The following is a 25,608-nucleotide window of genomic DNA, read 5'->3' on the forward strand; positions in this document are numbered from 1 at the left end:
TCACGTCCGTTGCCGGAGTTCCGAAATCCATCCATCCACGTTCGGGTGGCCGGTCTCCCGCAGGGCCTGGACGACCTCCGGCTTCAAAGCCTTCTCAATCTCCGAAACGGGTTCAGGGAAGTAGAACCGCTCCACCAGCCATCCCCGGTCGAATGACTCGACGCTGAGCGGAAGCGCCCCGAACAACTGCTCGTATTCAGGCTGACCGCCGTACTCGGACCTGAGCCAGGCCAGGAAGAGGAGCTTCATCTGCACGAGATGCTCTTCCCGGTTCCACGGAGAGCGGTCCGGCTCTCCCTTGCGCCAGAACTGTGGCTCCACGAGCCACTCGACGTCACCGAGACCCGATGCGGCGGCCTGAGCCAGGACCGTAGGCTTCGGCCTGATGAGATAAAACGCCTCGTGAAGCATCGCCATCACTCCTGGACTTCGCCTGCATGAATCAGGCGCCAGCCACCCTCCGCGAAGGCAGCGGCTTCGACGTCAACCGACTCGCGAGTGGAAACCGACCGGAGATCCTTCCGCGCATGCGTTTCCGGCAACATTTCCCCCTCAAGTCGCAAGCGCTTTACCCTTTCTGTCCCCTGCCAGAGTTCACAAACACAGGGGCTGATGAAGCGGGGGCCCTTCTGGATCCTTCCCACAAAAACCACTTGGCCGTCGGCGAAGCGGAAGACATTTTCGATAGCCATCTCCCATTTCATGTTCATGTCCCTGTCGACACGGTCCTTTCGGATTTCAACATGAGTCAAGAATCGCCTCTCCGCAATGCGTAGCCGGCTACAAGCCGTGACCATCACTTCGACAGCCCTCCGGCAGGTAGCCAGGAACTGCCCGCAAGGAAGGAGGCATAGCGTTCCCGCAGATCCCGGATCATGACGCCTCGATCGTAGGCGCGAAGCAGCACTTCTCCGCCCTGTAGTGAGACCAAGGTCCTGCACGAGAGGCGAACCGACAGTGCTCGACCCAGCTGATCCCCCAGCACAGCATCCATCTCCTTCCCGAAGTACTCGCGCTGGCCAAAAATCTGCACCTCCACCACGAAGGCGTCCAGGTCCAAACCCCATGCATCATTGAGTTCATCAACAAGGCGATGGGTACGAAGAAACGCTCTCGTGTAAGCCAGCTCGGCGGAGAGGTCCTCAACGGAAACATGAAACCCAAGGACGCTCGCCTCGGATAGATCACCTTTCAATCCCAGGCATCCCCGCAGGGCGCTCTCGACCCCAGCCCTATCCCGCGATTCTACTGCAATGCGAACAAAGGCTTCTCCGAACATGTACACGTCTCCGTACTCACGGCAACCGAACCTCGCGAAGCCCCGGTAGATCCAACTCATCAACCACAGAGATTTCCACCGAGCACGTCTCCCTGCGCGAGACTCTCCGCACCATCGCCAGACAAGACCAACTCGGCGGTCATCCCAGCATCAAGCGCCTGGAGGCTGTAGCCATAAGCGTGGATCTGCTCGATGCAAATCGAAACTGGCCGATCGCCTGAGCGAATTGGCGGAGCATACCCATCAGGTGTTCGCACGTGCGTCCGCTTGAACGCGACCGAGAAGACATCGCCGACGCAGATGATGCCTTCGATGAGGCGTCCGGCCGCGCGTACGCCACCCGGCCGTGGATTGACCATCAACACTTCGAATTCGATGGGTCTGCTCGCCACGGCTCGATACGCATGGGGTACAGCTTCGGACAGCCACCACTCCCAGAACTGAAGCCGGCGCTCGGGGTCGGATGATGCGTCCCAGGAGGGCCCGCCCGCGGAGGCAGCCGCTGCGAACATGGACGCATCCATGTCTTCCGCATCGACCTGGTTGTCGCGCAGGTTCTCATCGTCCTCAGTCAGCTGGAAAGTCTCGTCGTCGATGCAGGTGAGCAGGGCCTGCACCGCGGAGAATCCCGCTGCGGCTCCCTGCGAATCCTCATCCGAAGACGACAACTCCACCATGTGGTCCCAGGCCCGCTGCCAGAGTGCCTGGGCTTCGATCTTGTCGAGTCGCCCCACCCTCATCGCTTCCGCCGAATCCAGCACCGTGTGCGGCGTGCGGTCCTGCGAGTACCTCAGTTTCCATAGAGGAAGCACATGCCGGGCAGTCGTGAGCGCCAGAGACACACGCCGGGCATACCCTGGCCCATGGCCCAGCTCACGCCCCAGCGACCTCCAGATCTTCCGCCGCAGGCCCAACGAAAGGTCGTGCACGGGGTCCGCTCGCACTGACTCAATCGCCCGTTGAAGCAGGGACTTCAAAATCTCGGGCTCACCCATCCTCAATCTCCACGTTCGGCCTCCCCTGCATCGATTCAAGGGGCATCAGGCGGCAGGATCCCCCATGCGTCGGGATTCTCCGGCTCGGGTGTCAGCGCGAGCCGGGAAAACCGGCCCCCCCGGACCTCAACAACCGCCCACAATTCGGCCAGGCAATTCGGGCAGCGGCCAGGTCCGTAAGCCCAGACGTCTCGCCCTACCGTCCCTGACTCAGGCCCCACGGGCGACCGCAGCATCTTGGGTGCAAGCCCCCAGACAATCTCACCGGCAGAAAAACGCCTGTGCTCCAGGACACCGATGTCCGCCTGAAAGGCCACCTCGCCCAGGCAACCGCAGGCACTGCACCCAACCACTCCCAAGAATTCATTGTACCTGCCCATCGCGCAGCCCCCTCAGCTCCACATCCCCCCGGCAGGAGGCCAGATGCACTGTCGTTGGCTCATCGCCGCATTGCTCCAACTGTCCGTCGGATGCGCCCATCATGGCTCCCCAACAGCATCGGTCCGTACTGTTCCTTCTGTCGTTTCCAACCACGGAGATCAATGCGGATCCGGAACGAAGTTCATCCCCACGAATCTCCTGGCGAAGTCATCCGGATCAATCACCTCTCCATGCCGCCGTGCGCGTTCCTCGTTCTTCTTCCAGATCAGGATGATTTCTGCGGCGGGATCGGTGTCCCACTGCATCGCGGCCCGGAGCACAGCCTGCCAGCTCCCCTCTGCGTGGAATACAGTTCGCAGCTTCGGACAAGCCACTTCCAGCTTCGCTTCGTCCTCGGCACTGAGGCGGCCGATAGCCCAAAGGACATAGCGCTCCAACAACCAGAACAGGATTTGGCGTGAGGCGTCCACTACAGGGTTCCTCTTGGTTGGGTAGGTGGTGCTCCGTACCAGGCCGTGGAGCATCAGGAGTTCAAGCGAAGGAGCAGGCCCACCTCCACGAGGCAACGGGCCACCCTCTCAGCCCCATAGACCGCGGCGCAGTTCCTCGAACGAGAGAACCTCGCGCCCCGCCTGCAGGTCGTAAACGCGCATCCCCCTTCGAGTCAGCGCGCCGAGTATCACGAGCAACTCTGCCCATACATCCTCGGAAGCGGCACGAAGAGGCACAGAGATCCCGATGGCGTCGCTCTCGCCCGCCTCGGCGGGGACAGGTAACAACTCAACAAGCCTTCTTGCGCTTGCGAGTTCGGAGTGGAGGTCCGGCCACTCGACCTGCACCTGCGCCTCAGCGATGAGATTGAAAGACACCTACGACCTCTCCGACGCAAAGGTGACGCCCACCACGTAAGGCGCGAGAGCGGACTTGATGCTCTCGCGGGCAGTACTCGCCAGCACCTGCCCCCGGTCATCGAACCGGACGGCATGCCTCGTGCCCTCGGGCAACTGGCGCATGAACCACCGGACCCGCCCGATTGCAAAGCGGACGCTCTTGCGCACGGCTTCTTCGCTCGTGAGGTCATGATTGAAGACGTGCACGGCAAGCCCACGCTCCGAACTGTACAGTTCAACGGTAGCGGGCCCCCACTCCATCGACAACTGGTCAACGTTCACTGGGCATCATGGCCGTCTCTGATGACGATGACATCCCGCCCGTAGCCTGAGCCCCAGGGCTGCTGGTCAAGGCCCCTGCTCGAACTCACCACTGAGGTGCGCAACTGAATACACAGCCATAGATCCTCAACTCACAACACACTCCAGCACTACCTGACACGAGATTCCAGCTTCCGACGCAGGCCCTCAGCATTCTCACGCGCCCCAGGCGCGCCACGCTGAATTGCGAGCTCATACGCATCAAGCGCTCGCGCATACCATCTTGCTGCCTCGGCAGCAGCATCCGGGCTACGTCCTGACCTGGAATCGGCCTCCATTGCTAGCAATTCCATGGCATGGGCTTGACCTCCCTCCTCAGCTGCACGCCGGAGCCACCGCAATGCCCCGACCGGATCGCGCTTCAGCCTGCTCCCAGAGACTCCTAGTAACCATACTCCCATTTGCAGCATGGCAGATGAGTCCCCATCCAAGGCGGCCCTCTCTACTTGCTCGAAATACCCTGGCGGATAGTCACGCATTTGACCGTCATGTCTCCACGTCACCTACTCTCCAGGAAAAGCGATGCATCCTTCAGGCTCTTGTCCGTTTTCCGCAAGCGCCCCATCGCATCCAAGCACAAAACCTTCCGCTCCTTATTACCCAATCCGGGAGCAAACACCCTCTCACGCTTGACGAAGCGCTGCCTCCAACGCTTCGGGCTCAGCCGTGAGCTTTGACAGATCTACATCCAGCTCACCTGACCACCACGCCGGAACAAGCGCTGTTGCATGTTCGTAGGAACGGCAGGCACTGCACCACTCCCAACTCGCTCCGCGCGACACGTACAACTCTCCATCAGCCACGACCTCAACCTTCTTTCCATGCTGATAATACCGATGAAGTGTTCGTGCGCCACAGACCGGGCATGGCGAGGACAAGTTCAAGCCCTCTCTTGAGCCTGCGAAGACAGCATACCACTCCCGCAGGCACTCTTCCGGCACACCCCGCCAAGCCTGACCATGACCGGTGCTCATCTTTCACCTCGAATGCCTCAAGGGCATTCCCAGCACCACAGGGACTTCCATCACCAACAGACGACATATTTCCATGAGGCTTATGAATACCGCCACGCAGACAGCCGCACCCATGACTCAATTCGTGCGCGACAGTATTTGCAAGAGTGGCTTCGTCGGCAAGCGCGTCGGAGCCAACGCGAATCACTCCCCCCTCATCTCAGATGGCGAAGACGCTCCACGAATCGACCGGCTGCTTCTTGGCACCCCCATCCATCTCCTCGCACCCCAACCTGATGTAGAAACCCTTGAACAGTGTTCTCATAAGCACCTGTCCAGGCTTTGGTCTCATCGACAATTCCAGCCCCAGAAACTCTCGCCAGCGAAATCGCCAACGCTGCGGCCAAGACGTACCCCATCGGCTCAAGCTCGCCTCCCACTTCGAGCATTGCTTCGAGCTCTCCATCAGGCGCTTCGACCACCGTACAAAACACCAGGCTTTGCGGAGCAACCGTGGCAAACCGCCAGACAGCCATGCCGCGACCAAGCTCGCGCAAGCTCGCGTACTCGTCTTGATTTCCGAAGCCATCGAGCACCACCACCTCAGGAGGTGGCGCATCAATCAATTCGGCAATAGCTCTCGATGCACCAACAATGACATCCCCAAGACCCATCTTTCCACTCGCACGAACAGCCAACGAACTCCCCATCACCACCCCCGACCAGGAAGTAGCACGACGCCATCCCCAGCAAAGACTGTGATCCTACCAATGACACCTTGATTTGGTATCCGGCCCAAGCCTCCAATCGGAACCAAGGCAGGCGCATCATGCATCCGAACTAGTCGTGTTGAGTCGAGCAACTCCATGGAGCCTTGATGGTCACGCGGTGCTCGAACGAGGAGTGCCCGGGGAGCGCGGGGTTCCATGACGAGGCCAGCTACGGCGAGGTGCCGACCTGCACCGACTGCGGGGCCAACCTGCGCCCGGGCGTCACCTGGTTCGGCGAACCCGTGGAGAGCGAGTCCCTGGAGCGCGCCGTCCGGTTCATCCAGGCGGCTGAGGGATACCCCTTCTACTTCCTGGCGGCGGGCACTTCAGGGCAGGTGCTCCCGGCCGCCCTTCTCGTGAAGCTGGCCCGGGCGTACGGCGCCCACACTGTCCTCGTGAACGTCGGGGAGGCGGAGAACTCCGCCGACTTCGACACCATCCTCGACGCGTCCGCCGGCCAGGTACTCCCGCGTCTCCTCGGAGCCTGACCCCGCGGGGGGCGCGCGAGCCCCGTCCGCCATCCGAGCCGCGCCTCCCCAGAGGAGTCCCCCGCCACCAACGCACAGCAAGCATCAACCCCACACCCACATCCGCCTGGAGCCCTCGCCATGTCCATCCCACGCGACTACTGCGACCTCGACTCCACCTCGATGCTCACCCCCGTGGACCTCGTCACCCTGGCGGAGGAACTCGCAGACTTCCTCGACTGCGGCCGGGAGGACTTGGTGGGCTGGTACCGCTCGCTGGCCATCGCACTCTTCGAGCGCTTCAACCTGCTGCGCCTCCCCCAGCAGCAAGCGGTGGCGGAGGCGACGCAGGGGGCGGCCCTCCTCAAGGTGCTCGGGGTGGTGGAGGCGCCCGACCACCACAACGCCCTCGGCCGCGCCTGGGCGATGCGCGAGCGGCTCCTGGCCCTCCCCGACTTCGAGGCCGGACTGATTGAGGGCCGGCCCTTCCTACTCGCTATCGGCCGCAACGTCCTGTCCAAGCCGGTCCGCCCTCTCGCCAAGGAGGTGTCCGACTCCCTGCTGGCCCACGCCCGCCAAGCCATCGGACTCACCCGGAAGCTCCAGACGTTCGACTCCTGAGGCAATGGCCGCACCCGCCCGCTCACGCCCCCAGTGCCTATCGAGCCCACCCGCCACCAACCGCCCAAGGAGCCCGCCATGACGACCGCCGCCTACCTTCGCGTCTCCAGCCGAGCCCAGGACACCGCCACCCAGCGGGCCGCCGTCGAGCGCGCAGCCTCCGCCCGGGGCGACACCGTCACCCACTGATACAGCGAGAAGCGCAGCGGCAAGACGCTCGCCCGGCCCGAACTGGAGCGCCTCCGGGCCGATGCCCGGGGTGGCCATGTCCGCCGGCTGTACGTCTTCAAGCTGGACCGGCTCACCCGCTCGGGCATCCGGGACACCTTCGAGGTCATTGAGGAGCTACGCGGTGCCGGGTGCCAGCTGGTGTCCATCAGCGATGGGTTCAGCCTGGATGGGCCTGCGGCGGAAATCATCCTCGCGGTCATGGCCTGGGCCGCAAAGATGGAGCGCCTGGGCATCAACGAGCGGATTGCTGCCGCCCGGGAGCGGGTGGAGGCCGAGGGGAAGGCGTGGGGGCGGCCGAGCAGGCCAAGCGACGCGGATCGGGGGCGTATCGCCGCGATGAAGCAGATGGGTCGGAGCATCCGGGCCATCGCCGTGGCCCTGAAGGTGCCGAGGTCCACGGTGGCGCGGGCCTTGGCGGCCGGCCCGGAGTCCGCAGTCGCCTGAGAGGGGCTGTCTCGGAAGTAGACTACCGGCCCCCCCCTGCTCACCACAGTTGCTGGGAGGGCCGTCAAGCAGCAGGACGACCCCACCATTTCGGGACAGCCACGCTCGGAATCGCAAGGCGCCACCTACAGCTGCCCGCTGCAAGCGTGAATCAGTCTTCCGCTCGAGCGATAGAGACGTACTCAAGAGCCAGCCGGACCAACTCCTCCATGTCGGCCACGGGGCGCTCGGTCATCATCTGGCCGGGCCCCATGTGGGAGAACGTCCACGTCTCCCTTCTCTTGCATAGCGCGAACGCTACGTAGTTCCCGGTCGCGGGGTGCCTGTAGCGGCACATAATCATTGAGTCAGCCCCCCCCATGTAGCGGACCTCGATACCCCTGCTCCGCAGGAGTTCAACCGCCTGCGCCAGGTTCACTGACTCCCTCCTTCCAAGCTGCCTCCTGCGCCTCTGGACGTCCGAGTAACGGTCCAGAAGTGGGCCGGTCTCGTAACCCAGATGCACTCTGACCTGTCCATCTTGGCCTCGTAGCCAATACCGGGACCTGGCGACTCAGGAGACGCCTCAGCCTGCGGCCCCCACGGGTCCCGAATCCGAACCTGCTTGGGGGTCGTCTTGTCGACAATCACTGCATGGGCGGGGCCATAGGAGCCTCGCATGAACGCAATGTACGGGTAGCTCTGCTGTTCAAGCTCGTCAGGATACACAGGTTTTGCCACCCACTGGGTACCGGAGTCAGGCTCGTACTTGTTCATCGCCCTGGCGAGACTTGGCGCATCTGTTCCCATCTCAGGCGAGAAGTTTGAGGCATCGCGAAGGTCTGTCTCAGAAACACCGGGGCGATCCGCTTGGCCGGCCCTCACGCGGTCCATGCCCCTGGTCCTTGACACGGAAGCGACTCTTGCCGACCGATTACTCTCCAGCCGACTCAAAGGAAACTGGAGAGCCGCCCCCATACAGGACTTGAGCGTCTCCCCTTGAAACGCGCTCAGCCAAGCTCCGGCCGACGAAAATGGGGACCTTGTCCTTGGAAACGAGGGGACTCTCCTTTTCAACAAACGCCAGGAGTTCCTTCATCATGTTCTTCAGGCGCCTTCCCTCCGCACCCCCACCGGGCGACGCATCAAGATAGAACCGCCCTGGAATCACATCGCGGTCCCGCGCCTGTGCTCTGGTCCACTCCAAACATGCACCAGCCTTGGGATAGACATGGAACTCGCCATTCCGCCCGACCACGGGAGCAACGCGACCCTGGACAAGAGCCAGCAGGTCTGCCGGAAACACGACCTGCTCGGGACTCGAACATTGCCCGACCGGCACCGCCTCTAGCTGAGGGTTCGTTGAAAACCGTGGTGCGCACATGGCCTGCCAGCGGTCCCTCAGAAACTCACAGAGCCGTTGCTCGTCGCGCGCATCAACTGCGATTTGAAACTGAGTACTCATGGCTGCCGATTCCCTACTGGACCCCAGCTGGGCTGAAGGTGCGGATTTACGACGGGGCCTGCAGCCGGATTCGTCTTGTCCCAGAAGTAGATGGTCTCATTGCTGTAGTCAGTCGAGTCAAGAATATCCTGGATTGCTTCACGCTCGCGCAGAATCGGGTCCCCACGTTTGTTCAGGCCACCAATCTGGTGAATCTCGCCAAGCCTGACCATGACCGGTGCTCATCTTTCACCTCGAATGAATGCCTCAAGGGCATTCCCGGCACCCTAGGCGCTTCCATCACCAGCCCACGCTCCGAACTGTACAGTTCAACGGTAGCGGGCCCCCACTCCATCGACAGCGGGGCAACGTTCACTGGGCATCCTGGCCGTCGACTCTGATCACGATGTCGTCAGTGGAGAACCGTCTGTACTCCAAGACTCCGATGTCCGCCCGAAAGGCGACCTCGCTCAAGCAACCGCAGGCACTGCATCCGGCCAACCCCAAGAACTCATTATACCTGCTCATTGCGCCGGCCCCTTTTCCAGAAAATCAATCGAACACCGGAATCCGACCCCATCTCCCGCCCTTGTTCCAGCCGCACGAAACCCAAATGGCATTGTCCTTTCGTGCGTGAGCCCCCAGCTGGATTGGGATCTGGTCTACAACATGGCCAGGGCCCGGGAAGCCCCCCTCTGGCCTTTCCGGCGCGGAACAGGCTCTACTGAGAGGCGCTTTGCATTTCTCTCAGGGGGACAGAATGCATTGTCGTTGGCTCACCGTCGCAGTGCTTCTGCTGTCTGTCGGATGTGCCCACTCGAAGCGTGCACCCGAAGCGGAGCTGCCCAAGTACGAGCACGTCTTCCAGAAGCCGCTGGCGGAGGCGCTCGCCGCCACGCGCCAGCTGCTGGAGGAGCAGGGCTACACGTTCGAGGAAACGGAGGATCCGAACCAGCTCGTCACCACCTGGTCCGAACCCGACCGGGCCGGCTCGCGCAACACCACCTACACGCGCTACCTGGTGACCGGCGTCAGCGTGGCCCCGCGCCAGTCCGTCGTGCGCATCTTCCGCATGACGCAGCAGGCGGCGGGCAATGACGTCGAGTGGAAGAAGGTGTGGTGGAAGGTGTACATGGAACGCTGGGAGCAAGAGGCCAATCCCTTCGTGAAGGAGGTGGACTTCGGCCAGGACGACGCGATGACCAAGCGCCTGTCCATGCTGCGCGGCGCCCAGCACGGCACCCGCGACCTGGACCTGGAGCAGGCCCTCACGCTGCGGCTGGAGTCCGCTCCCTCCGTCGAAGTCCTCGCCGGCAACGCAGCGGAGGAGAAGCGCCCCACCGCAGTGCGGGCGCCGGAGTTCTACCTGGAGCGCTGGAAGGATGAGCTCCCCGCGGAAGGACCGTGCACCACGTCCGTGCGCGGCCTGCCGGAGCTGCTGCACCCGGGCCTCACGCTGCTCATCGGCGAGCAGCTGGGCTCCAACGAAGCGCCGGACGTGGTGGGCCACGTGGTGTGCCAGGCGGCGCAGACAGGGCTCGCCGTGGTGCTGGGCCTGTCACTTCCCGAAACGGAGCAGGCGCGGGTGGACGCGTACCTGTCCAGCCCCGGCGCCCCCGCCGACCAGGACGCGCTGCTGGAAGGCCGCTTCTGGACGCGCACGTACCAGGACGGCCGCAGCAGCCGCGCCGTGATGGACCTCATCGACAGGATGCGGGCCCTGCGCGCGGCGGGCCTGCGCGTGACGGTGGTGGCCTACGACACGGACGTGTTGAACGGCAGCGAGCGCGACGCCGCCCAGGCTCGCGTCTGGACGAAGCGGCGTGCCACGAAGCCAGACGAGGTCCAGGTGGTGCTCGCGGGCAACACGCACACCCAGATGCAGAAGGGCACGCAGTGGGACCCGTCCTTCACCCCCATGGCGCACCTGATGAAGGAGAACCGTTCGCTCATCGTGCTGGACATGAGCTACGCGCAGGGCACGCGCTGGGGCTGCGACCTGGACCGCGACAGCAAGCTGGTCTGCGGCGTCGTGGGCGCCACGCCCGCCCCGGCGGTGGCGGCCCGCCCCGGCCTGAGCCCGTACATCCAGATGCGCAAGACCTCCGCCACCGAAAGCCTCCAGGGATTGCTGTACGTGGGCAAGCTCACCACCTCCCTGCCGGCCCTCCTCGGGCCGCGCATGGCGCCGCCCACCGACCCCGCCCAGGCCCCCCGGATGCCCGGCCGCGACCAGCCTCTCCCGGGCATCTTCTAGCGGCTCACAGGTTGACGAACGTTAACGCCAGGGTTAACCATTCACCCTGACGTTAACGAATTTCGTCCGCCCGGAGCCACCGCCATGAAGCCCATCCCCCAGGACTGGCCGCGCATCTCCTCCAGCCTCTTCTACGTGGACGCTCCCGCCGCCATCGACTGGCTGGAGCGCGCGTTCGGCTTCCAGACGCGCCTCAAGGTGGAGGGCGCGGACAACACCATCGTGCACGCGGAGCTGGCCTACGGCGACGGCGTCATCATGGTGAACTCCTCCGGGCGCCACGGTCTCCACCAGAGCCCCCGGCTGCACGGGGGCGTCAACACGCAGACCCTCACGGTCTACGTGGACGACGTGGACGCCCACTGCGCCCAGGCGCGCGCGGCCGGCGCCGACATCATCCAGGAGCCCGAGACCAAGAACTACGGCGACGACTGGGGCACCAACCGCACCTACGGCGCCCAGGACCTGGAAGGCCATCGCTGGTGGTTCACCCAGCGCGTCCTCGGGCCGAAGTAGGTTCCTCCGTCATGGCCACCCCGTCCGCGCTCGACCGCACCCTGGCCGCCCTCGCCGACCCCACCCGCCGGGGCGTCGTGGACCGGCTGCGCCGCCGGCCCCACCCCGCCGGAGAGCTGGCCGCCGCGTTCGACATGAGCCCCCCGGCCATGTCCCGCCACCTGCGCGTGCTGCGCCAGACGGGGCTCGTGGAGGAGCGCATCGACGCGGACGACGCCCGCGTGCGCGTCTACTCGCTGCGCCCGGAGCCCTTCGCCGCCCTGCGCGGCTGGCTCGACGAGGTGGAGTCCTTCTGGGGCGAGCAGCTGGGCGCCTTCAAGGCCCACGCCGAACGCACCCGCGGCACGAAGCCCTCCGGGGGCCGCAAGTCATGACGGCCGACCGCGCCCGCGTCACCACCTTCGTCGCCGTGCCTCCGCTGGACGCCTTCGAGGTCTTCACCGAGGAGACCGACCTCTGGTGGAACAAGGGCCCGCGCTACCGCGGCCTCCAGAACCCTCGCGGCGTGCTGCGCTTCGACCCGCCCGGCCCCGGCGGCCGCCTGCTGGAGTCCTTCGAGGAGGAGGTCTACGAAATCGGCCGCGTGCTCGTCTGGGAGCCCGGTGCGCGGCTCGTCTTCCAATGGCGCGCGAGCAACTTCGCCCCCGGAGAGACCACCGAGGTCGACGTCCGCTTCGAGCCCACCTTCGGCGGCACCCGCGTGGTGCTCGAGCACCGGGGCTGGGACGCCATCCGCATGGACCACCCCGTGCGCCACGGCCAGGATGGAGCGGCCACCGTCGCGACCATCGGCCGCTGGTGGGGGGACCTCGTCACGCGCTACCGGCTCCACGCCGCGCGGCCCCACCCCACTTGAGAAAGCCCCCTCCCGCTGACTACTTGCAGGGGCCGCAGTCCGAGCAGCGGTCCGGCGTGGTGCTGGCGCCGCACTTCTCCGTCAGCTGACACACGCCGTCGCCGCAGCGGTAGATGTCCTGGGGCAGCATGCGCGTGGTGATGGGCCGGTAGTTCACCCCGTTGTACGTGCAGCGCGTGTAGTACGTCCGCGTGGCGTCCAGCGTGCAGTAGTACCGGCACGCCCCCACGTGCTGCATGGGCGCACACGTCGTCGTGTCACTCCAGGACGACAGGCCGCAGGTGCGCACCGTGCTCTCGTCGTAGTCCAGGTACGCGCCGTCATTCGCCGCGAACACGCCTTCACCCGTGAAGAGGTTGCCGAAGAAGCACGCCTCCTTCTCGCTGTAGGTGCTCAGCTCGTCCTGGGTGTACGGCACCGCCCCGCCCACCGCGTCGCGCCCCAGCACGGAGATGTTCACGTGCACTCCGTACTTGTTCGCGTGCGCCGCCAGACACGCGCTCACCACCTGCTGCTCCGCCACCGACATGGGCTGCCCCGCGGACCAGTCCGGCGCCAATCCCAGACTCCCGTCCCAGACGTAGGGCTTGCCCGTGGCCGGGGCGTGGTACCTCAGCGTCGTCCCCGCCGCCATCGAGCACTTCACCACGTAGCTCATCACCATGTCCGACAAGGCAGGGGCCTGATGGAACCAGGTCCGGAACGCGTCCGTGGCCAGGCCATTCACCGTCAGACCATTCACTGTCAGCCCATTCACCGTCAGGCCATTCACTGTCAGCCCATTCACCGTCAGCCCATTCACCGTCAGCCCATTGGTGGAGGCGAGCGCGTCCGAGGACTGGCCCACCTCCTCCGTGGCATCGCCGATGGAAGCACCGCAGCCCACCAGGGCCGCGGCCAGGCAGAGCGCCGTCCAGGGGGAGGAACGGAGCAAAGAGCTGCGAGGGGGATTGAGATGCATGGGGACTGCCTCCGCGTGAGGGCCTCACGAGCCGTGCGGCCTGATCAACCGGTAAACGCACTCCGATGAAGCGCGCAGCATCCCTGCCCTCCCGGCCCATCCCCTTCGGTCCTTCGCACAACACGCGCGGCGTGCGGCGGCGGACGCTCCCTCCCTCAGCGCATGGCGGCGAACGCTCACCCCTTCCAAAAGATCAGGCGGTTCGCGTCCGACTCCGGCCGGCCTTCGCCTTCGCCTTCGGGCGCGGCGGCCGAGGCAGCCGGACCGTGAACGTCGTGCCCTCCTTCTGCGTCGACGCCACCTCCACCGTGCCCCCGTGCGCCTGGACGATCTCCTTCACGATGAACAGTCCCAGCCCCAGCCCGCTGTTGCGCCGGCCGCCCTGCTCATGCTCGCCCTCGCCCTGGCGGAATGGATCAAACAGCCGCTCGCGCAGCTCCTCCGGGATGGGGCTGCCGGGGTTCTGCACCTCCAGCACCTGGTGCTCGCCCTTCGTCCAGCAGCGCAGGAACACCGGCGCGTCCGGGCTGCCGTGCTCCAGCGCGTTGCCCACCAGATTGGAGAGCACCTGCGCCAGCCGCTCCGCGTCCCACTCCCCTTCCGCCTTGCCGTCCACGTCCACGGCCACCGCGCGGTCCGGGTACGCCGCGGACAATTCGTCCACCACCTGCTGACACACCGCCCCCAGGTCCGTGGGGCCCTTGCGCAGCGGGATGCCGCCGGCCAGCCGGGCGCGCGTCAAATCCAGCAGGTCCGCGATCATGTTCCCCATGCGCGTCGCGGAAGATTCAATCCGCTGCGCATGCTGGCGGTGCTGCTCCGGCGTGCACTCCAGCGGCCCCCGGCGCTTCTGCGCCCGCGCGGACAGCACGATGGCGTTCAGCGGATTGCGCAGGTCATGCCCCAGGATGCCGATGAAGCGCTCGCGGAAGCGCGCCTCCTCCACCATCGTCTCCATCTGACGGGTGCGCTCGGTGACGTCCATCATCGAGCCGATCATCCGCACCGGGCGCCCCTCGTCGTCGCGCGCCAGCACGCCCCGGTCCAGGACATGCGCCCAGCTGCCGTCCGCGCGCTGGAAGCGGTACTCCTCGCTCCAGACGTCACCCGTGGACGCGACGAACTCCACCAGCCGGTCCACCACCCGGTCCCGGTCGTCGTCGTGCACACGCTCGCCCCACCAGCCCAGCTTGTGCTCCAGCACGGACGTGGCGTGGCCGAACGCGTTCCCCGTGCCCGGGTCCCACCGCACGTGGTCCGTGGCGAAGTGCCAGTCCCACAGCACGTCATGCGTGGCGCGCGTAGCCAGCCGGTAGCGCTCCTCCGCCTCGCGCAGCGCGCTCACCGTCTGCTCCGCCCGGGCCAGCGCCGCCTCCACCTCCTGCCGCGCCGCCCGCTCCCGCTCCGCCTGATGCGCGTCCGCCGCCTGGCCCTCGTCGCGAGGCAACAGCCACAACGCCAATCCCTCTCCGTGCCGCACCACCACGTACCGCCGCCCCGCCGCGTCCCCCGGCAGCAGTCCCACATGCGGAACACCGCGCATCAGCACGCGCACGAGCGCCGCCATGTCGAACAGCGTGGCGCCCTCCCGCGTCCACAGGGACACGTGACGGCCCAGCTCCAGCGAGCGCACCCAGCCCTCCGCCGGGACGTTCATGGACGTCCAACGGAAGTCGAGCGCTTCGCCCGTCTCCCCGTGCAGCGGCTCGAGGAAGATACAGGGCGTCTCGCTGTCAGCGGGCAGTTCCCATGCCGGAGCCATTCCCGGCCCCCAGGACAAACCCATCATCGTGCTCCCCCCGACGCTACAGGTCTGTTCCCCCACCCTTCACGTCGGTGCCGGGCAGGCTGGAAAAACCCGCGTCTCACGGAATACTGACACATCTGGCCACGAGTGGAGCAGCCCTGGAGGGCAGGGTGCGCGAAATTCGGTTCACCCCCGAGCAGTGACCTGCCCTTCAGGACAGGTCAGTACCGGCCCTTGACGCCGATGATGGGCAGGGCAATGGGCAGACCCACCGCACTCTTGGTCAGGGGTTGCCGGCTGTAGCCGCCGCCCAGGTAATCGAAGCCCAGCGTCTCCGTGTTGAGGGTGACGTTGAGCATGTCCAGGTAGGCCTCCAGGCTGAACGTCTCATAGGCCCAGGCCTTGGAGACGCGCAGGTCGAAGCGGAAGAAGGCCGGCAGCCGGTCCACCTGATCGCGATCCACCTGCACCCACGTGGGGCGGCCGTCGGTGTCCACGCCCTCGCGGTGCGTCTGGCTTCCCAGGGTGCCGTACTCCGGGCGTCCGCTGTTGAAGTGGAGCACGCCTCCCAGGGTGATGTTGTTGGAGAACTTGTGGCTGACCACCAGGTTCAGGATGTGTGTCTGGTCGAACGCGAAGGGCAGATCCGCGGTGTCCTCGGAGACGGCCCGACCTGACGAGTCATACCGGTAGAAGGTGGTGCGCCGCGTGCTGCGCTGGAGGCTGTACGAAAGCCAGCCGAACCAGTTGTTCCCCAGCGGGTAGCGGATCAGCAATTCCAACCCATACGCCAGGCCATGGCTGGTGAAGTCCGGCAGGTCCCAGTCGTCCCGGCTGATGGGCGGTCCATCCACGTCCACCTGCCGCGCGCGCACCCGGCGGAAGCCATCCTGTCGGACGCCCCCACCCCCGGGCGCGGGCGGCGGCTCGTCCGGATCACCGCCAATGTCGTCCAGGTCGTCCGTCAGGCCCTCGTCGGAGAAGGGCGTGAGTTCAATGGTGCGCAGCATGGGGTTCACATAGACGTCCAGCCCCACCTCCCACTTGTCGAAGGCCTTCCACTCCACGCCCGTGGAGAGCTGCACGCCCTCCTGGAGGCCCAACAACAGACTGCCCACGTCCACCACCGGCAGGCTGATGAGGGTGGTGGGAGGCTGGTGGAAGATGCCGGCGCCGCCCTTGAGCGTCACGGTGTCGGTGAGCTTGTGGCGCACGGTGAGGCGCGGCTCGATGACCTTGTGGTCGAACCCGCCGGACAGGTGGTAGCTGTCCAGGCGCAGGCCGGGCACCACCGTCCATCTGTCATTGGGCGTCCACACGGCTTCCGCGTACGCGCCGGTGAAGGTGGCCAGGGCCACGGGCACGCGCACCGTGTCCTCCTCCACCTCCTGGCCGTTCTCCACCGTGAGCACATCCACGATGGCGCGCTTGTGCTCCAGGTCCGCGCCCGCGCGCAGCAAGAGCCGCTCATCCAAGGGCACGCTGTAGCCCAGGCGCCCGGAGAAGTTGCCCTGGTCGATGTAGATTTCGTTCCCGTTGTCCGGCCCGCGCGACACGACGGCGAAGCGGTCCATGCCCCAGGTGCCGCCAAGCTCGAGCTCGCCCTTGCCCAACGGGTGGCGGCCGCGCAGGTCCACGCGGTGGAAGGCGACGGACTGGAGCGCGGTGTCGCCCTGGTCGTCCTGCGCCTCCGAGCCGAAGGTGTCCGACGAGCCAAAGGCAAACAGCCGCAGCTTGCCCTGCCCCACGTCCTGCTCCACGCGGGCCTGATAGTCCCAGAAGTCCAACACCACCTTGGGATTGGTGCGCCCCGGCGGCGGCGGGTCCTGCAACTGATTGGCCGCGAGCGCGATGATCCACGGCGTATAGGAATAGCGGCCCGCGAGGCTGACACTGGTGCCGGTGGACTTGAAGGGCGTCTCGATGAAGAAGCCCGCGTTGATGAAGTCCGCGTAGGCGCTGCCGTGCACGCGGTCATCACGAGGCCGGGTGAGGCGCCCGTCGATGGCGCCGCCCATCAGCCGGCCGTACTGAGGCGGCGGCGAGCCTGGGTAGAAGTCGATGGCGTCCAGGAAGTCCGGGTGGATGACCGCGGGCCCCAGGAACAGGTGGAAGAGGATGGGGATGCGGATGCCGTCCAGGAAGTAGCCCGTGGACGCGGGCTGGCTGCCGCGCACCACCGGGTACGCCACGCCGGACAGCATGCTGCCCACGCCCGGCAGCAGCATGACCACGCGGAAGGGGTCGCCCATGGTGCCGGGCACCTCCCGCAGCTCCGCGTCGTGCAGCGTGATGCGGCTCACCTCCGTGCGCTCGCGGTCGCCGCGAACCACCGTCTCGTAGGGGTTCACCACGAGCGGCTCCAGGCCGTAGACGACCTCCAGCGACTCGCTGGCCTTCAGCGCCTCGCGGAACAGGCCGGGCTTGTGGCCCGGGGCGAACACACGCACCGCCTGGCCGCCCGTGGGGAAGCGCGCCTCGAAGCGGCCGTTCTCGTCCGTCTGCACCGGCGAATCCGGCGCCGCGTCCGACACCAGCGTCGCCCCAATCAGCGGCCGGCGGTTGCCCTTCTGCCGCACCAGGCCCTTGAGGGTGATGGGGCCCTGGGGGACGAGCGTGCCGCCGTCCGCACCGCTGGCCACGGGGACGGGCGCCTCGAAGCGGTACTCGAAGAACAGGCGCACCGCGACGGGCTGGCCCTCCATCATCGCGGGAGAGAAGCGCAGGGACGGCGCCGCGTGCAGCGCGGCCTCGTTGAGCAGCGGGTGCACGCCCTCCACCAGCGTGGCGGTGTCCACCTCGCCTGCCTCGTCCACCAGCAGCTCCAGCTTCACCGTGCCCGCCACGCCCTCGCCCACCAGCCGGGGCGGGTACGGCGCGGGCGAGTCCCGCACCAGCGCGGGCGGCACGAAGGCGGCCAGCGCGGGGCCTCCGTCCGCTCCGTCGCCTGGAGCCGCGCCGGGCTCCACCGCCCAGCCACCGTCCGTGGTGCGCTGGAGGTCCGCCTCCTTCGCGACCGTGCCGCCGTCCTGGGGGCCGTCCCCCTCCGTCCACGGCACGTCCATGCCGCGCGGAGCGGAGCCGGTGGTGAGGTTCTCCTCCGTGACGGGAAGGCCCGCGTCCAGGGTGTCGCCCAGCCGGGCACCGCCAGGGTCCGCTTCAGGGGATTGGGCTCGAGCGGTCAGCGCCGGCCACGACAGACACAGGGAAAGCGCCAGCGCGGCGGCGTGCCAGGGCGTGCTCCTCTTCGCGAAGGTCATGGGCGATGGCGTTCGTGCAAGGCGGGTCCCGGCCATCATCCATGAGGCCAGGGGATGTCCGCCCTGACAAGCGCTGCTCCGTGACGCGTGCCATCACCGCCCGACCGGGGCCGTGCGGGCGGCGAACCCTTTCCGCTGGAGGACATTTACCCTCCGCGTCACGTCTCGCCGTGGATGACGAGGTGGGTCCCTGGGACGGGGCGCCCCATTTCGGATCCATCCCCACCTTCCAGGAAGTCGCCCTTTCCCATTTCCCCGGACGCCATGCCCATGGTGGAACGCCCCAACCCTTCCAGACTTCTCTCCAACGACATGCTCCAAGGCAGGGTTCGCGCGGCGCCCGGCGTCACGCGAGCCTGCTTATGATTCCGCCGCCGTCCCTGCGCTACCTTCCCCACGGACTGCTCGCGTCACTGCTGTTGGGCCTGATGTTGATGCCGCTGCTCTTCCCGCCGTCGCTGGCGCGCGCGGGCAATGAAGGACCGGACACGTTCATCGACGAAGGGCCCCCCGGGGCCACGCCCTCCAGGGAGGCCACCTTCGTCTTCACCGCCACCACGCTGAAGCCCGTGTTCTGGTGCTCGCTGGATGGCAGCCTCTACATCCCCTGCGAATCCCCGTGGCGCCTGAAGGACCTGCCCATGGGCGAGCACACCCTGGACGTGTACGCGGTGGACGTGAACACCGCGCAGCGCGACCCCACCCCGTCCGGCTGGGTGTGGCGGGTGACAAAAGCCGACCCGCGCGCGGGCACGGCCCGCCCTTCCGCGTCCGCGCCCTGAGGCCCTTTTAGCGGCGCGTGGGCAGGATGGCGCTGGCCACCAGGCTCATCAGCTTGAGCTGGGGGCGCGGCAGCCGGCGCACCGCGCGCAGCAGGCGGCGCATCTCCGGCAGGTCGTCCTTGTCCGTGGAGTCCTCCTCCCACAGCCCCGCGCCCGCCGCCGCCGCCAGGGCCAGCCCCAGGGACGCGTCCGCGGACAGCTGCAGCGCCAGGCACAGGCGGAACAGCGTGGGGACGCTGGGCATCATCTTGCCCCGCTCCAGCCGGCCGTAGACCTCCGACGCGATGCCGACGCGATCCGCCACGTCCGCCTGCGTGAGGCCAGCCCGCAGCCGCGCGGCCCGGGCCGCCGCCCCCACGCTGACCGCCAGCTTGCGCTCCAACTGCCGCCGCGACAGCGCCGCCGCCGACGCGGGCGCCACACGGGGCTTCTTCCGGACGCGGCCGGATGCGAGAGGACCTCGGGGGTGGGTTTTCACCACATCAACCTTGCACGTGACGTCCGGTGGGGTGGCCGCAAGGCTCGCGACCCCTCCACCGCCGGAACGGTTCAGAGGTCGTTATAACCCGCCACGTCACCCGGGCCCATTCCTATATGGGAGGTAGTCCTGCATTCCCACGTCCACCGGAAGCGCGTCGTTCATGGCTCCATTAGCCCACATGAAACGACATGCGAGCCCTGGAAGGACTGGGAGATTGTCCGGGTTCGGGGCCCTGGGGTTGCGCCGGGGCTCAACCGTCCGTCGTGGCGACGCGTTCCCAGCCATCCGGGTAGTGCGTGACGAGCCCCAGGGCGTCGGTGTCCAGCTCGGCGACGAAGGTGCCTCCCGCGCTCTCATAGCGGTAGCGGGTGGAGGACAGCCGGGTGTAGCGCTGCTCCAGCCGCTCCAGGGACAGGTCCGGCAGCCGCACCCACGCGGCCGTCGCGTCCCGGGACTGGCCCGGCTCCAGCCCCAGCCGGCGGATGGGCAGGGTGTTGGTGGCGGGGGTGACGCTCAGGTCCACGTCCACGCACCCGCGCAACTCCGGCACCTCGCGCCCGTCGCGCCACCAGCGCTGGTGGTCATCCACCTGGAGCACCAGCGTGCGCCGCGTGCCGCCCTGGTGCACGACCAGCCGCGCCTCGCGCGTGTGCCAGTCCGGGTCGCACGCCACGGTGTAGCGCACGAGCAGCGGCAATCCCTCGCCCACCCCCACCACGGTGCCGGTGAGGAGGGGTCCCAAGGCGGACTCCCACAGCTCGAAGTGCTCGGTGCCGGGGGACTCCAGGCGCCGCCAGGTCAGGGCCTGCAGGCAGCGGCCCTCGGGCGCTCCGCCGGGCCGGGCGGTGCGCGCCGTCATGGGACGGGGCTCCGGGGGCTCGGGAGTGTCACCGAGCCGCCTCGGGAGCCGCCTCGGGTCTCACGGAGCGCCGCGTCCGGCGTAGAGGCAGTCCAGGGCCTCGTCCAGCAGGCACAGGGCGGCGTCGCTCCAGCCGCGCAGCCGCTGTTGGGGCGTGGGGCGGCCCACGTGGGGGATGAGCTGCGCGTCGGCGGCGTCCTCGATGAACTGGGCCTGCTGCTCCGGGTTGAGCTCCGCCCAGCGCCGGTGGCCCACGGCCTTGCGCCAGTTGTAGCCGTCACCCAGGTATTGGGCGGCGAGCGCGCCGCTCAGGTAGCCCGTGCCGCCGTGCTGGTGCTGCCACACGTGCGTGAGCTCGTGCACCAGCAGCCGGAAGCCCACCGCGCCGTAGCCGGGCGGGATGAAGAGGACATCCCCATGAGCGAACGCGCGGCCCGGCAGGCCCAGGAGGCCCAGGGCGCCTTCCTTCACGCGCACGCAGCGGTAGTCCAGGCTGTCGCCGAAGATGGGACGCAGCCGCTCCACCTCCGCGTCCGTCAGCCGGCGGCCCACGGGCTCCAGGCCCGTCACCACCTGCACGGCGGACAGCACGCGCCCGCCCAGCATCAGCACCAGGTCCACCGGCACCTGCGCCACGCGGAACAGGCAGCGCTTGAGCTGCGGCAGCCCGTCGCGTGAGCGCCCCGTCGCGCAGCGGGCCATGCCGCTGGCGAAGAGCATCAGCGCCAGGTACGCGCTGCGCGCGGCGCCCGCGGACGCCCCGGCGATGCCGGTGAACAGCCCGTGGCCCGCGTCCGCCACCCGCGCCGTCAAAGGCGCCAGGCGGGGAGCGTCACGGCGGGAGTCACGGACGGCTTGCGGATTGAGCGAGGTGGGAGACCCCAAGGACCCTCTCCAGGAGCGTGCGCAGCTCACCGGCCCGCCAGGGCCGGCCGAGTGCGAAGTGGGTGTCACAGGCCGTCAGGAACGTGGCGCTCGCTTCAGGACGGAAACCGGAGGACAGGAGGATGCGCGGACCGTGGAAGCCCCGGTCCACCAGACGGCAGAGGAAATCGCTCACGACGCGGCGATCCGCGTCGAGGTCCAGCACCAGCCCGTCCACCGCCACGCCCATGTCCAGCCGCCGGTCCGCCGACGTCGCCCCCAGCGCCGTCACGATCCGGCACCCCAACCCCACCTCACGCGCCACCGCCAGCCGGACCTCGGGGGCCTCGGAGACCACCAGCAGCACCGGCGCCGCCATCCCCGTCCGGGGCGAAGCGACCGGGCCCCGGGTCCCGCGCCGCGCACCCGGGACCGCGGGCGCCGTGGGACGGCTGAAAGCGAATTCCGGGACAAGGAGGGAAGACGGTGCGGTGGACACGTCCCGAACAATAAGCAGCAAGAACGGAAATATCAAGCTTGGCTTGAATCACCGGCAGAACGGGGAGCTCCTACCAGGGTGAGGGCTGCGATCTCCGGGGCGGGACCCAGGCGGAGCGGGGGTCCCCAGTAGCCGGTGCCGCGGTGCGTATAGACCCGGGTCCCGGCGACGGTGGCCAGGCCCTGGACGACGGGCTGCTGGAGCTTCACGAAGAACATGAAGGGGAAGATCTGCCCGCCGTGGGTGTGGCCGGACAACTGGAGGTCCACGCGCAGGCCCTGCAGGGACAGGGCGGTGCGGGGCTGGTGGGCCAGCAGCAGGCGGGGCACGTCCGGCGGGGCGCCGGCGAGCGCGAGGTCGGGGCGGCTCTCCAGGGGCGGATCGATGTGGCCGGCGTCGTGGTCGGTGACGCCGGCGACGACGAGCCGGGCGCCGCCGCGCTCCACGACGCGGTGTTCGTTGGTGAGGACGGTGATGCCCAGCCGGGCGACCTCGGCCATCCAGGCGCGGGCGCCGTGGTAGAACTCGTGGTTTCCGGTGACGAAGTAGACGCCCAGCGGGGCCTCGAGGGACGCGAGCGGCGTCATCTGGTCGCGCAGCTCGTCCACGGAGCCGTCCACCAGGTCACCGGTGATGGCGACGATGTCCGGCTTCAGGGCGTTGACCTGGTCCACCACGCGCTGGAGCCACACGCCGTCCAGGGTGGGGCCCACGTGCACGTCGGACAGCTGCACGACGCGGATGCCTTCCAGGCCGGGCCCCAGGTCCTTCAGAGCCACGGTGGTGCGCTCCACGCGGGCCTTGCCGCGCGCGGTGACGAAGGCGAAGGCCACGGCGGGCACGACGGTGCCCAGCACGGCGGCCGCGCGGCCCCGGGCGAGCGCGTGCATGTCCGTGACGGTGCCGGACAGGGACAGCGCGGCGCCAACGACGTCCGAGGCGAGCACGGCGGTGAGGAACACGCCGAACGCGCCCAGCCAGAGGTACGCGCCCCACTGGATGACGCGGGAGAAGCCGGTGGCCTCACGACGCGCGGCGCGAAAACCCGCCAGCAGGACGAGGAAGCAGAGGCCCAGCAGTCCCCAGCCCACGGCGGCCCAGGGAGCGGGCCAGCCGGGCGCGGTGAAGAGGCGCAGGCCGATGTAGACGTGCAGCGCGACGGGCAGACCCAACCCCAGGAGGAGGGACAACCCCCGCCGCCAGCCCGGAGCCCCGGCCGAGCGCCGGGCCCGCCGCGAGGAAACTTCTTCCGAGGACACGTCCGTCGTCACGCGCGCCACCCTGTCATCCCGGGAGCCGGGACGCCTTCGAGCGCAGGAAGATAACGGCCACCCCCACGCCGCGCCCGCCGACCCGGCCGGACGCCTGGCGGGCCCGCCGTGAACCAGTATTTCTTGGTAAACATGAAATCACTCCCTGGATATTCCTGGCTCGCGCTGGCGCTGTGCAGCGTGTTGACGACGGGCTGCGCGACCGCGACGTGCATCGACAGCGAGACGTGCTGCGTGGAGGCCCACCCGGGCAATCCGGCCGCGTGTGGACTCACTGACGCCGAGGCCGCTGCCCTCCTGGGTACTGCGGCTGCCGGAGCAGCAGCGGTCGGCGCCACGCTCAAAGAGGTGGATGATCCGAACGAGGGATGGCGACAGCACTGCATTGACCGCTACGTGCAGTGCAAGGACTCGAAGAAGCCGCGTTGGTTGGGCGACTGTTACGCCTGCCTGCGAAACTGCGAGGGCCAGAAGCAGTGGCCATTCGACCTCTGCCGTCCTCGCCGCAATTAGGAGCCCCATGAACGAGCAGGATTTGAACTGGGACGACGTTCGGGACCTCTCGCGTCGCGTCTCGGCCGGGGAGCCGTTCACGCTCACCGCCGAGTCGCGTTCCATCCTCCAGCGCACCGGCCCCCAGGTCGGCATTCCAGCAGCAGACGTCGAGCGGGCGCTTCAGAGCGAGGCAAGCGCCGCAACGCTGCTCACCGAGATTGCAAGGCGCATCCGGGATGGGTCCCACCGTTTGTCACGCGCCCTCAGCGAAGCGACGAGGCTCCAGGAGATGAGCAACATGGCCGGCGCGCGGCAGGTGCTCCGCGCCATCGTGGAGGACGAAGTGGTGCCGCTCTACCGCGACATCGCGCAAGTCCAGCTCGAAGCCCTGGATGAAGGCTGATGGCCCGGGCGCGGCGCCCGCGAGGCACCGCGCCCTGCCCCTGTCAGCTCCGCGAGCGGCGGCGCACCAGGGCGCCCAATCCCACCAGCGCCCAGAGGCTGATCATCCCCGCGGGCGCCGAGCCGCAGCCGCAGCCCACATCCAGGTCGGTGGGGCCTCGCACCTGGAAGCCCACCTCCGGTGAGCGCAGCCCCGCCTCGCCCTGCGCGGTCACCACCTGCGCGACGACCTTGTGCGCCCCCGTCGCGAGCGCCTTGTCCGCCGTCAGCACGTGGCGGAAGACGCCTTCGCCATCCGCGGTGGCGGTCGCGAGCGCCGTGCCGTCCAGCTCCAGCCGCACGGTCGTGCCGGGCAGCGCCACGCCCACGAACATGAAGGTCGGATCCACCGTCGCGCCCTCCTCGGGCACGAGCACCATGGGCATCGCCGGATCCGCCGGGCCCGCGTCGGTGCCGCCATCCGCTCCGCCGTCCGCGCCGGCCACCACCACCTCGAAGCCCACGACGTCGGAGTACGGCCCGTCATCGCCCGCCTCGTTGTGCGAGTGCACCGTGACCTTGTGCGTGCCCACGCTCAGCGGCGCGGAGTCCGGCACCTGGTAGCGGAAGCGCCCCAGCAGGTCCAACGGCACGATGTTGTCCGGTCCGTCGTCGATGACCACGCCCACGCTGGCGCCATTGGGCGCGGTGCCGGCGAACAGCGGCGTGGGCCCCACCGTGTCCCCGTTCGAGGGCACCACCAGCACGGCCATCTGCACGACACCACCGTCCGCGAGCACCACCGCGGGCGTGGTGAAGCGCACCGGCGTGGAGGGCTTGCTCGCAACGCCCAGTGACTCCGCCCAGGCGACCACGTCGTGCGTGCCCGCGGTCAGCGGCGTGGTGGGGTCGTAGGTGAAGCGGCCGTCCGAGCCCGGCACCGCCGCGCCAATCTCGCGCCCATCCACGACGATGTGGACGGCCGGCCCGTTCGTGCCCACGGTCCCTTCGAAGCGAGGGCGCGTGGTGGTGGACGCCTCGCCCGACACGGGCACCGTGATGACGGGCGTGACGGGAACCTGGAAGGGCTGGGCCATCTCCTGCACCGTCCCCGCGGACGGGCCCCCTTCCGGAGTGCCGCCATCCGACGTCGCGGAGGCCGGCCCCGCGCCGTACGAACCCGCGCCCGGGTAGGCGGACACACCCGCGCTGCCCGCGCTCACGTTGGGCACACACGCGAGGGTCTTGCCCTCGAGCAGGATCCGGCCCCCGGCGCCACCACCGCCCGGTCCGAAGGGCTGCTTGTCCAACTGGGTGTTACCGCCCGCGCCACCCCGCGCCTCGACCCCGCCGCAGTTCACGATGTCCACCGCGCGCAGCACCACCGCGCCGCCCGCGCCGCCACCGCCCGCGCCGTCGTTGCCCGCCGAGGCCCCCGCCGTCGAGCCCGAGGCGCTGTAGACGCCCTTGCCCTCGAACGCGGTGGAGCGGATGAACACCACGCCGCCGCCCGCGGCGCCGTTGGAGCCGGCCGCGTCGGAGCCCTGCCCCGCGCCGCCGCCGCCTCCGAACGCGAAGCGCTCGAACACGGAGTAGCTCAGCGC

Annotated in this window: 26 protein-coding genes and 2 pseudogenes; 11 read left to right on the plus strand and 17 right to left on the minus strand. The window is 67.9% G+C overall.

Annotated features, from left to right (window positions below):
- From D7Y21_RS16480 to D7Y21_RS41450, 7 genes are all read right to left on the minus strand, one after another.
- On the minus strand, positions 1-417 hold the full coding sequence (locus tag D7Y21_RS16480; protein WP_121714279.1) for a hypothetical protein: 417 nt from the start codon (positions 415-417) through the stop codon (positions 1-3).
- Positions 417-710 carry a hypothetical protein gene (locus D7Y21_RS16485; protein WP_121714281.1) on the minus strand — a complete coding sequence of 98 codons (294 nt, stop codon included), beginning with the start codon at positions 708-710 and terminating at the stop codon, positions 417-419. The genes D7Y21_RS16480 and D7Y21_RS16485 overlap by 1 nt, the downstream gene beginning before the upstream one ends.
- An 86-nt stretch (positions 711-796) precedes the next feature.
- Positions 797-1,279 (minus strand): hypothetical protein, encoded by a 483-nt coding sequence (locus D7Y21_RS16490; RefSeq protein WP_147443055.1) that lies wholly within the window; start codon positions 1,277-1,279, stop codon positions 797-799.
- A 59-nt stretch (positions 1,280-1,338) separates the two neighbouring features.
- Complete coding sequence (locus tag D7Y21_RS16495; RefSeq protein ID WP_121714283.1) at positions 1,339-2,274, minus strand: Imm5 family immunity protein; 936 nt, start codon at positions 2,272-2,274, stop codon at positions 1,339-1,341.
- A 539-nt stretch (positions 2,275-2,813) separates the two neighbouring features.
- Entirely contained in the window at positions 2,814-3,125 is a 312-nt protein-coding gene (locus tag D7Y21_RS16500) for a hypothetical protein (RefSeq protein ID WP_147469304.1), read from the minus strand.
- 108 nt (positions 3,126-3,233) lie between these two features.
- A complete protein-coding gene (locus D7Y21_RS16505; protein ID WP_121714287.1) occupies positions 3,234-3,524 on the minus strand; it encodes a hypothetical protein in 291 nt (96 codons plus the stop codon).
- A 1,510-nt stretch (positions 3,525-5,034) separates the two neighbouring features.
- Positions 5,035-5,493 carry a hypothetical protein gene (locus D7Y21_RS41450; protein ID WP_147469305.1) on the minus strand — a complete coding sequence of 153 codons (459 nt, stop codon included), beginning with the start codon at positions 5,491-5,493 and terminating at the stop codon, positions 5,035-5,037.
- Between the two features lie 191 nt (positions 5,494-5,684).
- Between D7Y21_RS41450 and D7Y21_RS16520 the strand changes: the two are divergent.
- From D7Y21_RS16520 to D7Y21_RS43345, 4 genes and pseudogenes are all read left to right on the plus strand, one after another.
- Positions 5,685-6,077 (plus strand): annotated as a pseudogene (locus D7Y21_RS16520) (NAD-dependent deacetylase); the annotation flags it as partial.
- A 120-nt stretch (positions 6,078-6,197) separates the two neighbouring features.
- On the plus strand, positions 6,198-6,677 hold the full coding sequence (locus D7Y21_RS16525) for a hypothetical protein (protein WP_120560862.1): 480 nt from the start codon (positions 6,198-6,200) through the stop codon (positions 6,675-6,677).
- 201 nt (positions 6,678-6,878) lie between these two features.
- A pseudogene (locus tag D7Y21_RS43340) lies at positions 6,879-7,178 on the plus strand (recombinase family protein); the annotation flags it as partial.
- Positions 7,173-7,352 carry a helix-turn-helix domain-containing protein gene (locus tag D7Y21_RS43345; RefSeq protein WP_255427327.1) on the plus strand — a complete coding sequence of 60 codons (180 nt, stop codon included), beginning with the start codon at positions 7,173-7,175 and terminating at the stop codon, positions 7,350-7,352. The pseudogene D7Y21_RS43340 and the gene D7Y21_RS43345, both read left to right, overlap by 6 nt.
- A 151-nt stretch (positions 7,353-7,503) precedes the next feature.
- On the opposite strand, the gene D7Y21_RS16535 is transcribed toward D7Y21_RS43345, so the two are convergent.
- On the minus strand, positions 7,504-7,770 hold the full coding sequence (locus D7Y21_RS16535; RefSeq protein WP_120560860.1) for a hypothetical protein: 267 nt from the start codon (positions 7,768-7,770) through the stop codon (positions 7,504-7,506).
- Between the two features lie 1,765 nt (positions 7,771-9,535).
- Between D7Y21_RS16535 and D7Y21_RS16540 the strand changes: the two genes are divergently transcribed.
- From D7Y21_RS16540 to D7Y21_RS16555, 4 genes are all read left to right on the plus strand, one after another.
- On the plus strand, positions 9,536-11,032 hold the full coding sequence (locus tag D7Y21_RS16540; protein ID WP_121714297.1) for a hypothetical protein: 1,497 nt from the start codon (positions 9,536-9,538) through the stop codon (positions 11,030-11,032).
- A gap of 84 nt (positions 11,033-11,116) precedes the next feature.
- Positions 11,117-11,548 (plus strand): VOC family protein, encoded by a 432-nt coding sequence (locus tag D7Y21_RS16545; protein WP_121714299.1) that lies wholly within the window; start codon positions 11,117-11,119, stop codon positions 11,546-11,548.
- Between the two features lie 11 nt (positions 11,549-11,559).
- A complete protein-coding gene (locus D7Y21_RS16550; protein WP_120560851.1) occupies positions 11,560-11,922 on the plus strand; it encodes a helix-turn-helix transcriptional regulator in 363 nt (120 codons plus the stop codon).
- Entirely contained in the window at positions 11,919-12,404 is a 486-nt protein-coding gene (locus D7Y21_RS16555) for an SRPBCC domain-containing protein (RefSeq protein ID WP_120560850.1), read from the plus strand. The genes D7Y21_RS16550 and D7Y21_RS16555 overlap by 4 nt, the downstream gene beginning before the upstream one ends.
- A gap of 19 nt (positions 12,405-12,423) precedes the next feature.
- On the opposite strand, the gene D7Y21_RS16560 is transcribed toward D7Y21_RS16555, so the two are convergent.
- The 3 genes from D7Y21_RS16560 to D7Y21_RS16570 all read right to left on the minus strand — a co-directional run bounded on the left by D7Y21_RS16560 (position 12,424) and on the right by D7Y21_RS16570 (position 18,372).
- Positions 12,424-13,365 carry a hypothetical protein gene (locus tag D7Y21_RS16560; RefSeq protein WP_120560849.1) on the minus strand — a complete coding sequence of 314 codons (942 nt, stop codon included), beginning with the start codon at positions 13,363-13,365 and terminating at the stop codon, positions 12,424-12,426.
- A gap of 193 nt (positions 13,366-13,558) precedes the next feature.
- Entirely contained in the window at positions 13,559-15,127 is a 1,569-nt protein-coding gene (locus D7Y21_RS16565; RefSeq protein WP_158627300.1) for an ATP-binding protein, read from the minus strand.
- Positions 15,128-15,333: 206 nt separating this feature from the next.
- Entirely contained in the window at positions 15,334-18,372 is a 3,039-nt protein-coding gene (locus D7Y21_RS16570) for a TonB-dependent receptor domain-containing protein (protein ID WP_233612125.1), read from the minus strand.
- 362 nt (positions 18,373-18,734) lie between these two features.
- Between D7Y21_RS16570 and D7Y21_RS16575 the strand changes: the two genes are divergently transcribed.
- Positions 18,735-19,154: a hypothetical protein gene (locus D7Y21_RS16575; protein WP_120560846.1), complete on the plus strand. Its 420-nt coding sequence runs from the start codon at positions 18,735-18,737 to the stop codon at positions 19,152-19,154.
- A gap of 7 nt (positions 19,155-19,161) precedes the next feature.
- Here the strand turns inward: D7Y21_RS16575 and D7Y21_RS16580 are convergent, their stop codons facing one another.
- From D7Y21_RS16580 to D7Y21_RS16600, 5 genes are all read right to left on the minus strand, one after another.
- Positions 19,162-19,575, minus strand: a complete 414-nt coding sequence (locus tag D7Y21_RS16580; protein WP_223639461.1) for a helix-turn-helix transcriptional regulator — start codon at positions 19,573-19,575, stop codon at positions 19,162-19,164.
- A gap of 310 nt (positions 19,576-19,885) precedes the next feature.
- On the minus strand, positions 19,886-20,494 hold the full coding sequence (locus D7Y21_RS16585; protein ID WP_121714303.1) for a putative glycolipid-binding domain-containing protein: 609 nt from the start codon (positions 20,492-20,494) through the stop codon (positions 19,886-19,888).
- Positions 20,495-20,554: 60 nt separating this feature from the next.
- Positions 20,555-21,379: a DUF4157 domain-containing protein gene (locus D7Y21_RS16590; protein ID WP_233591292.1), complete on the minus strand. Its 825-nt coding sequence runs from the start codon at positions 21,377-21,379 to the stop codon at positions 20,555-20,557.
- A complete protein-coding gene (locus D7Y21_RS16595; protein WP_233591291.1) occupies positions 21,339-21,737 on the minus strand; it encodes a hypothetical protein in 399 nt (132 codons plus the stop codon). The genes D7Y21_RS16590 and D7Y21_RS16595 overlap by 41 nt, the downstream gene beginning before the upstream one ends.
- A gap of 152 nt (positions 21,738-21,889) precedes the next feature.
- Entirely contained in the window at positions 21,890-23,137 is a 1,248-nt protein-coding gene (locus D7Y21_RS16600; protein ID WP_370038726.1) for a metallophosphoesterase, read from the minus strand.
- A 123-nt stretch (positions 23,138-23,260) separates the two neighbouring features.
- Between D7Y21_RS16600 and D7Y21_RS41455 the strand changes: the two genes are divergently transcribed.
- Together D7Y21_RS41455 and D7Y21_RS16605 are read left to right on the plus strand one after the other, a co-directional pair.
- Positions 23,261-23,641 carry a hypothetical protein gene (locus D7Y21_RS41455; RefSeq protein ID WP_147469306.1) on the plus strand — a complete coding sequence of 127 codons (381 nt, stop codon included), beginning with the start codon at positions 23,261-23,263 and terminating at the stop codon, positions 23,639-23,641.
- A 7-nt stretch (positions 23,642-23,648) separates the two neighbouring features.
- The gene (locus D7Y21_RS16605; protein WP_121714306.1) at positions 23,649-24,026 is read left to right on the plus strand and encodes a DUSAM domain-containing protein; all 378 of its coding nucleotides are present in this window, start codon (positions 23,649-23,651) and stop codon (positions 24,024-24,026) included.
- A gap of 43 nt (positions 24,027-24,069) precedes the next feature.
- Here D7Y21_RS16605 and D7Y21_RS16610 read toward each other — a convergent pair.
- The coding region (locus D7Y21_RS16610; RefSeq protein WP_233612126.1) for an MYXO-CTERM sorting domain-containing protein at positions 24,070-25,608 on the minus strand (1,539 nt) is incomplete at its 5' end.

This window comes from Corallococcus sp. AB045 (assembly GCF_003668895.1).
GTDB classification, from domain to species: domain Bacteria; phylum Myxococcota; class Myxococcia; order Myxococcales; family Myxococcaceae; genus Corallococcus; species Corallococcus coralloides.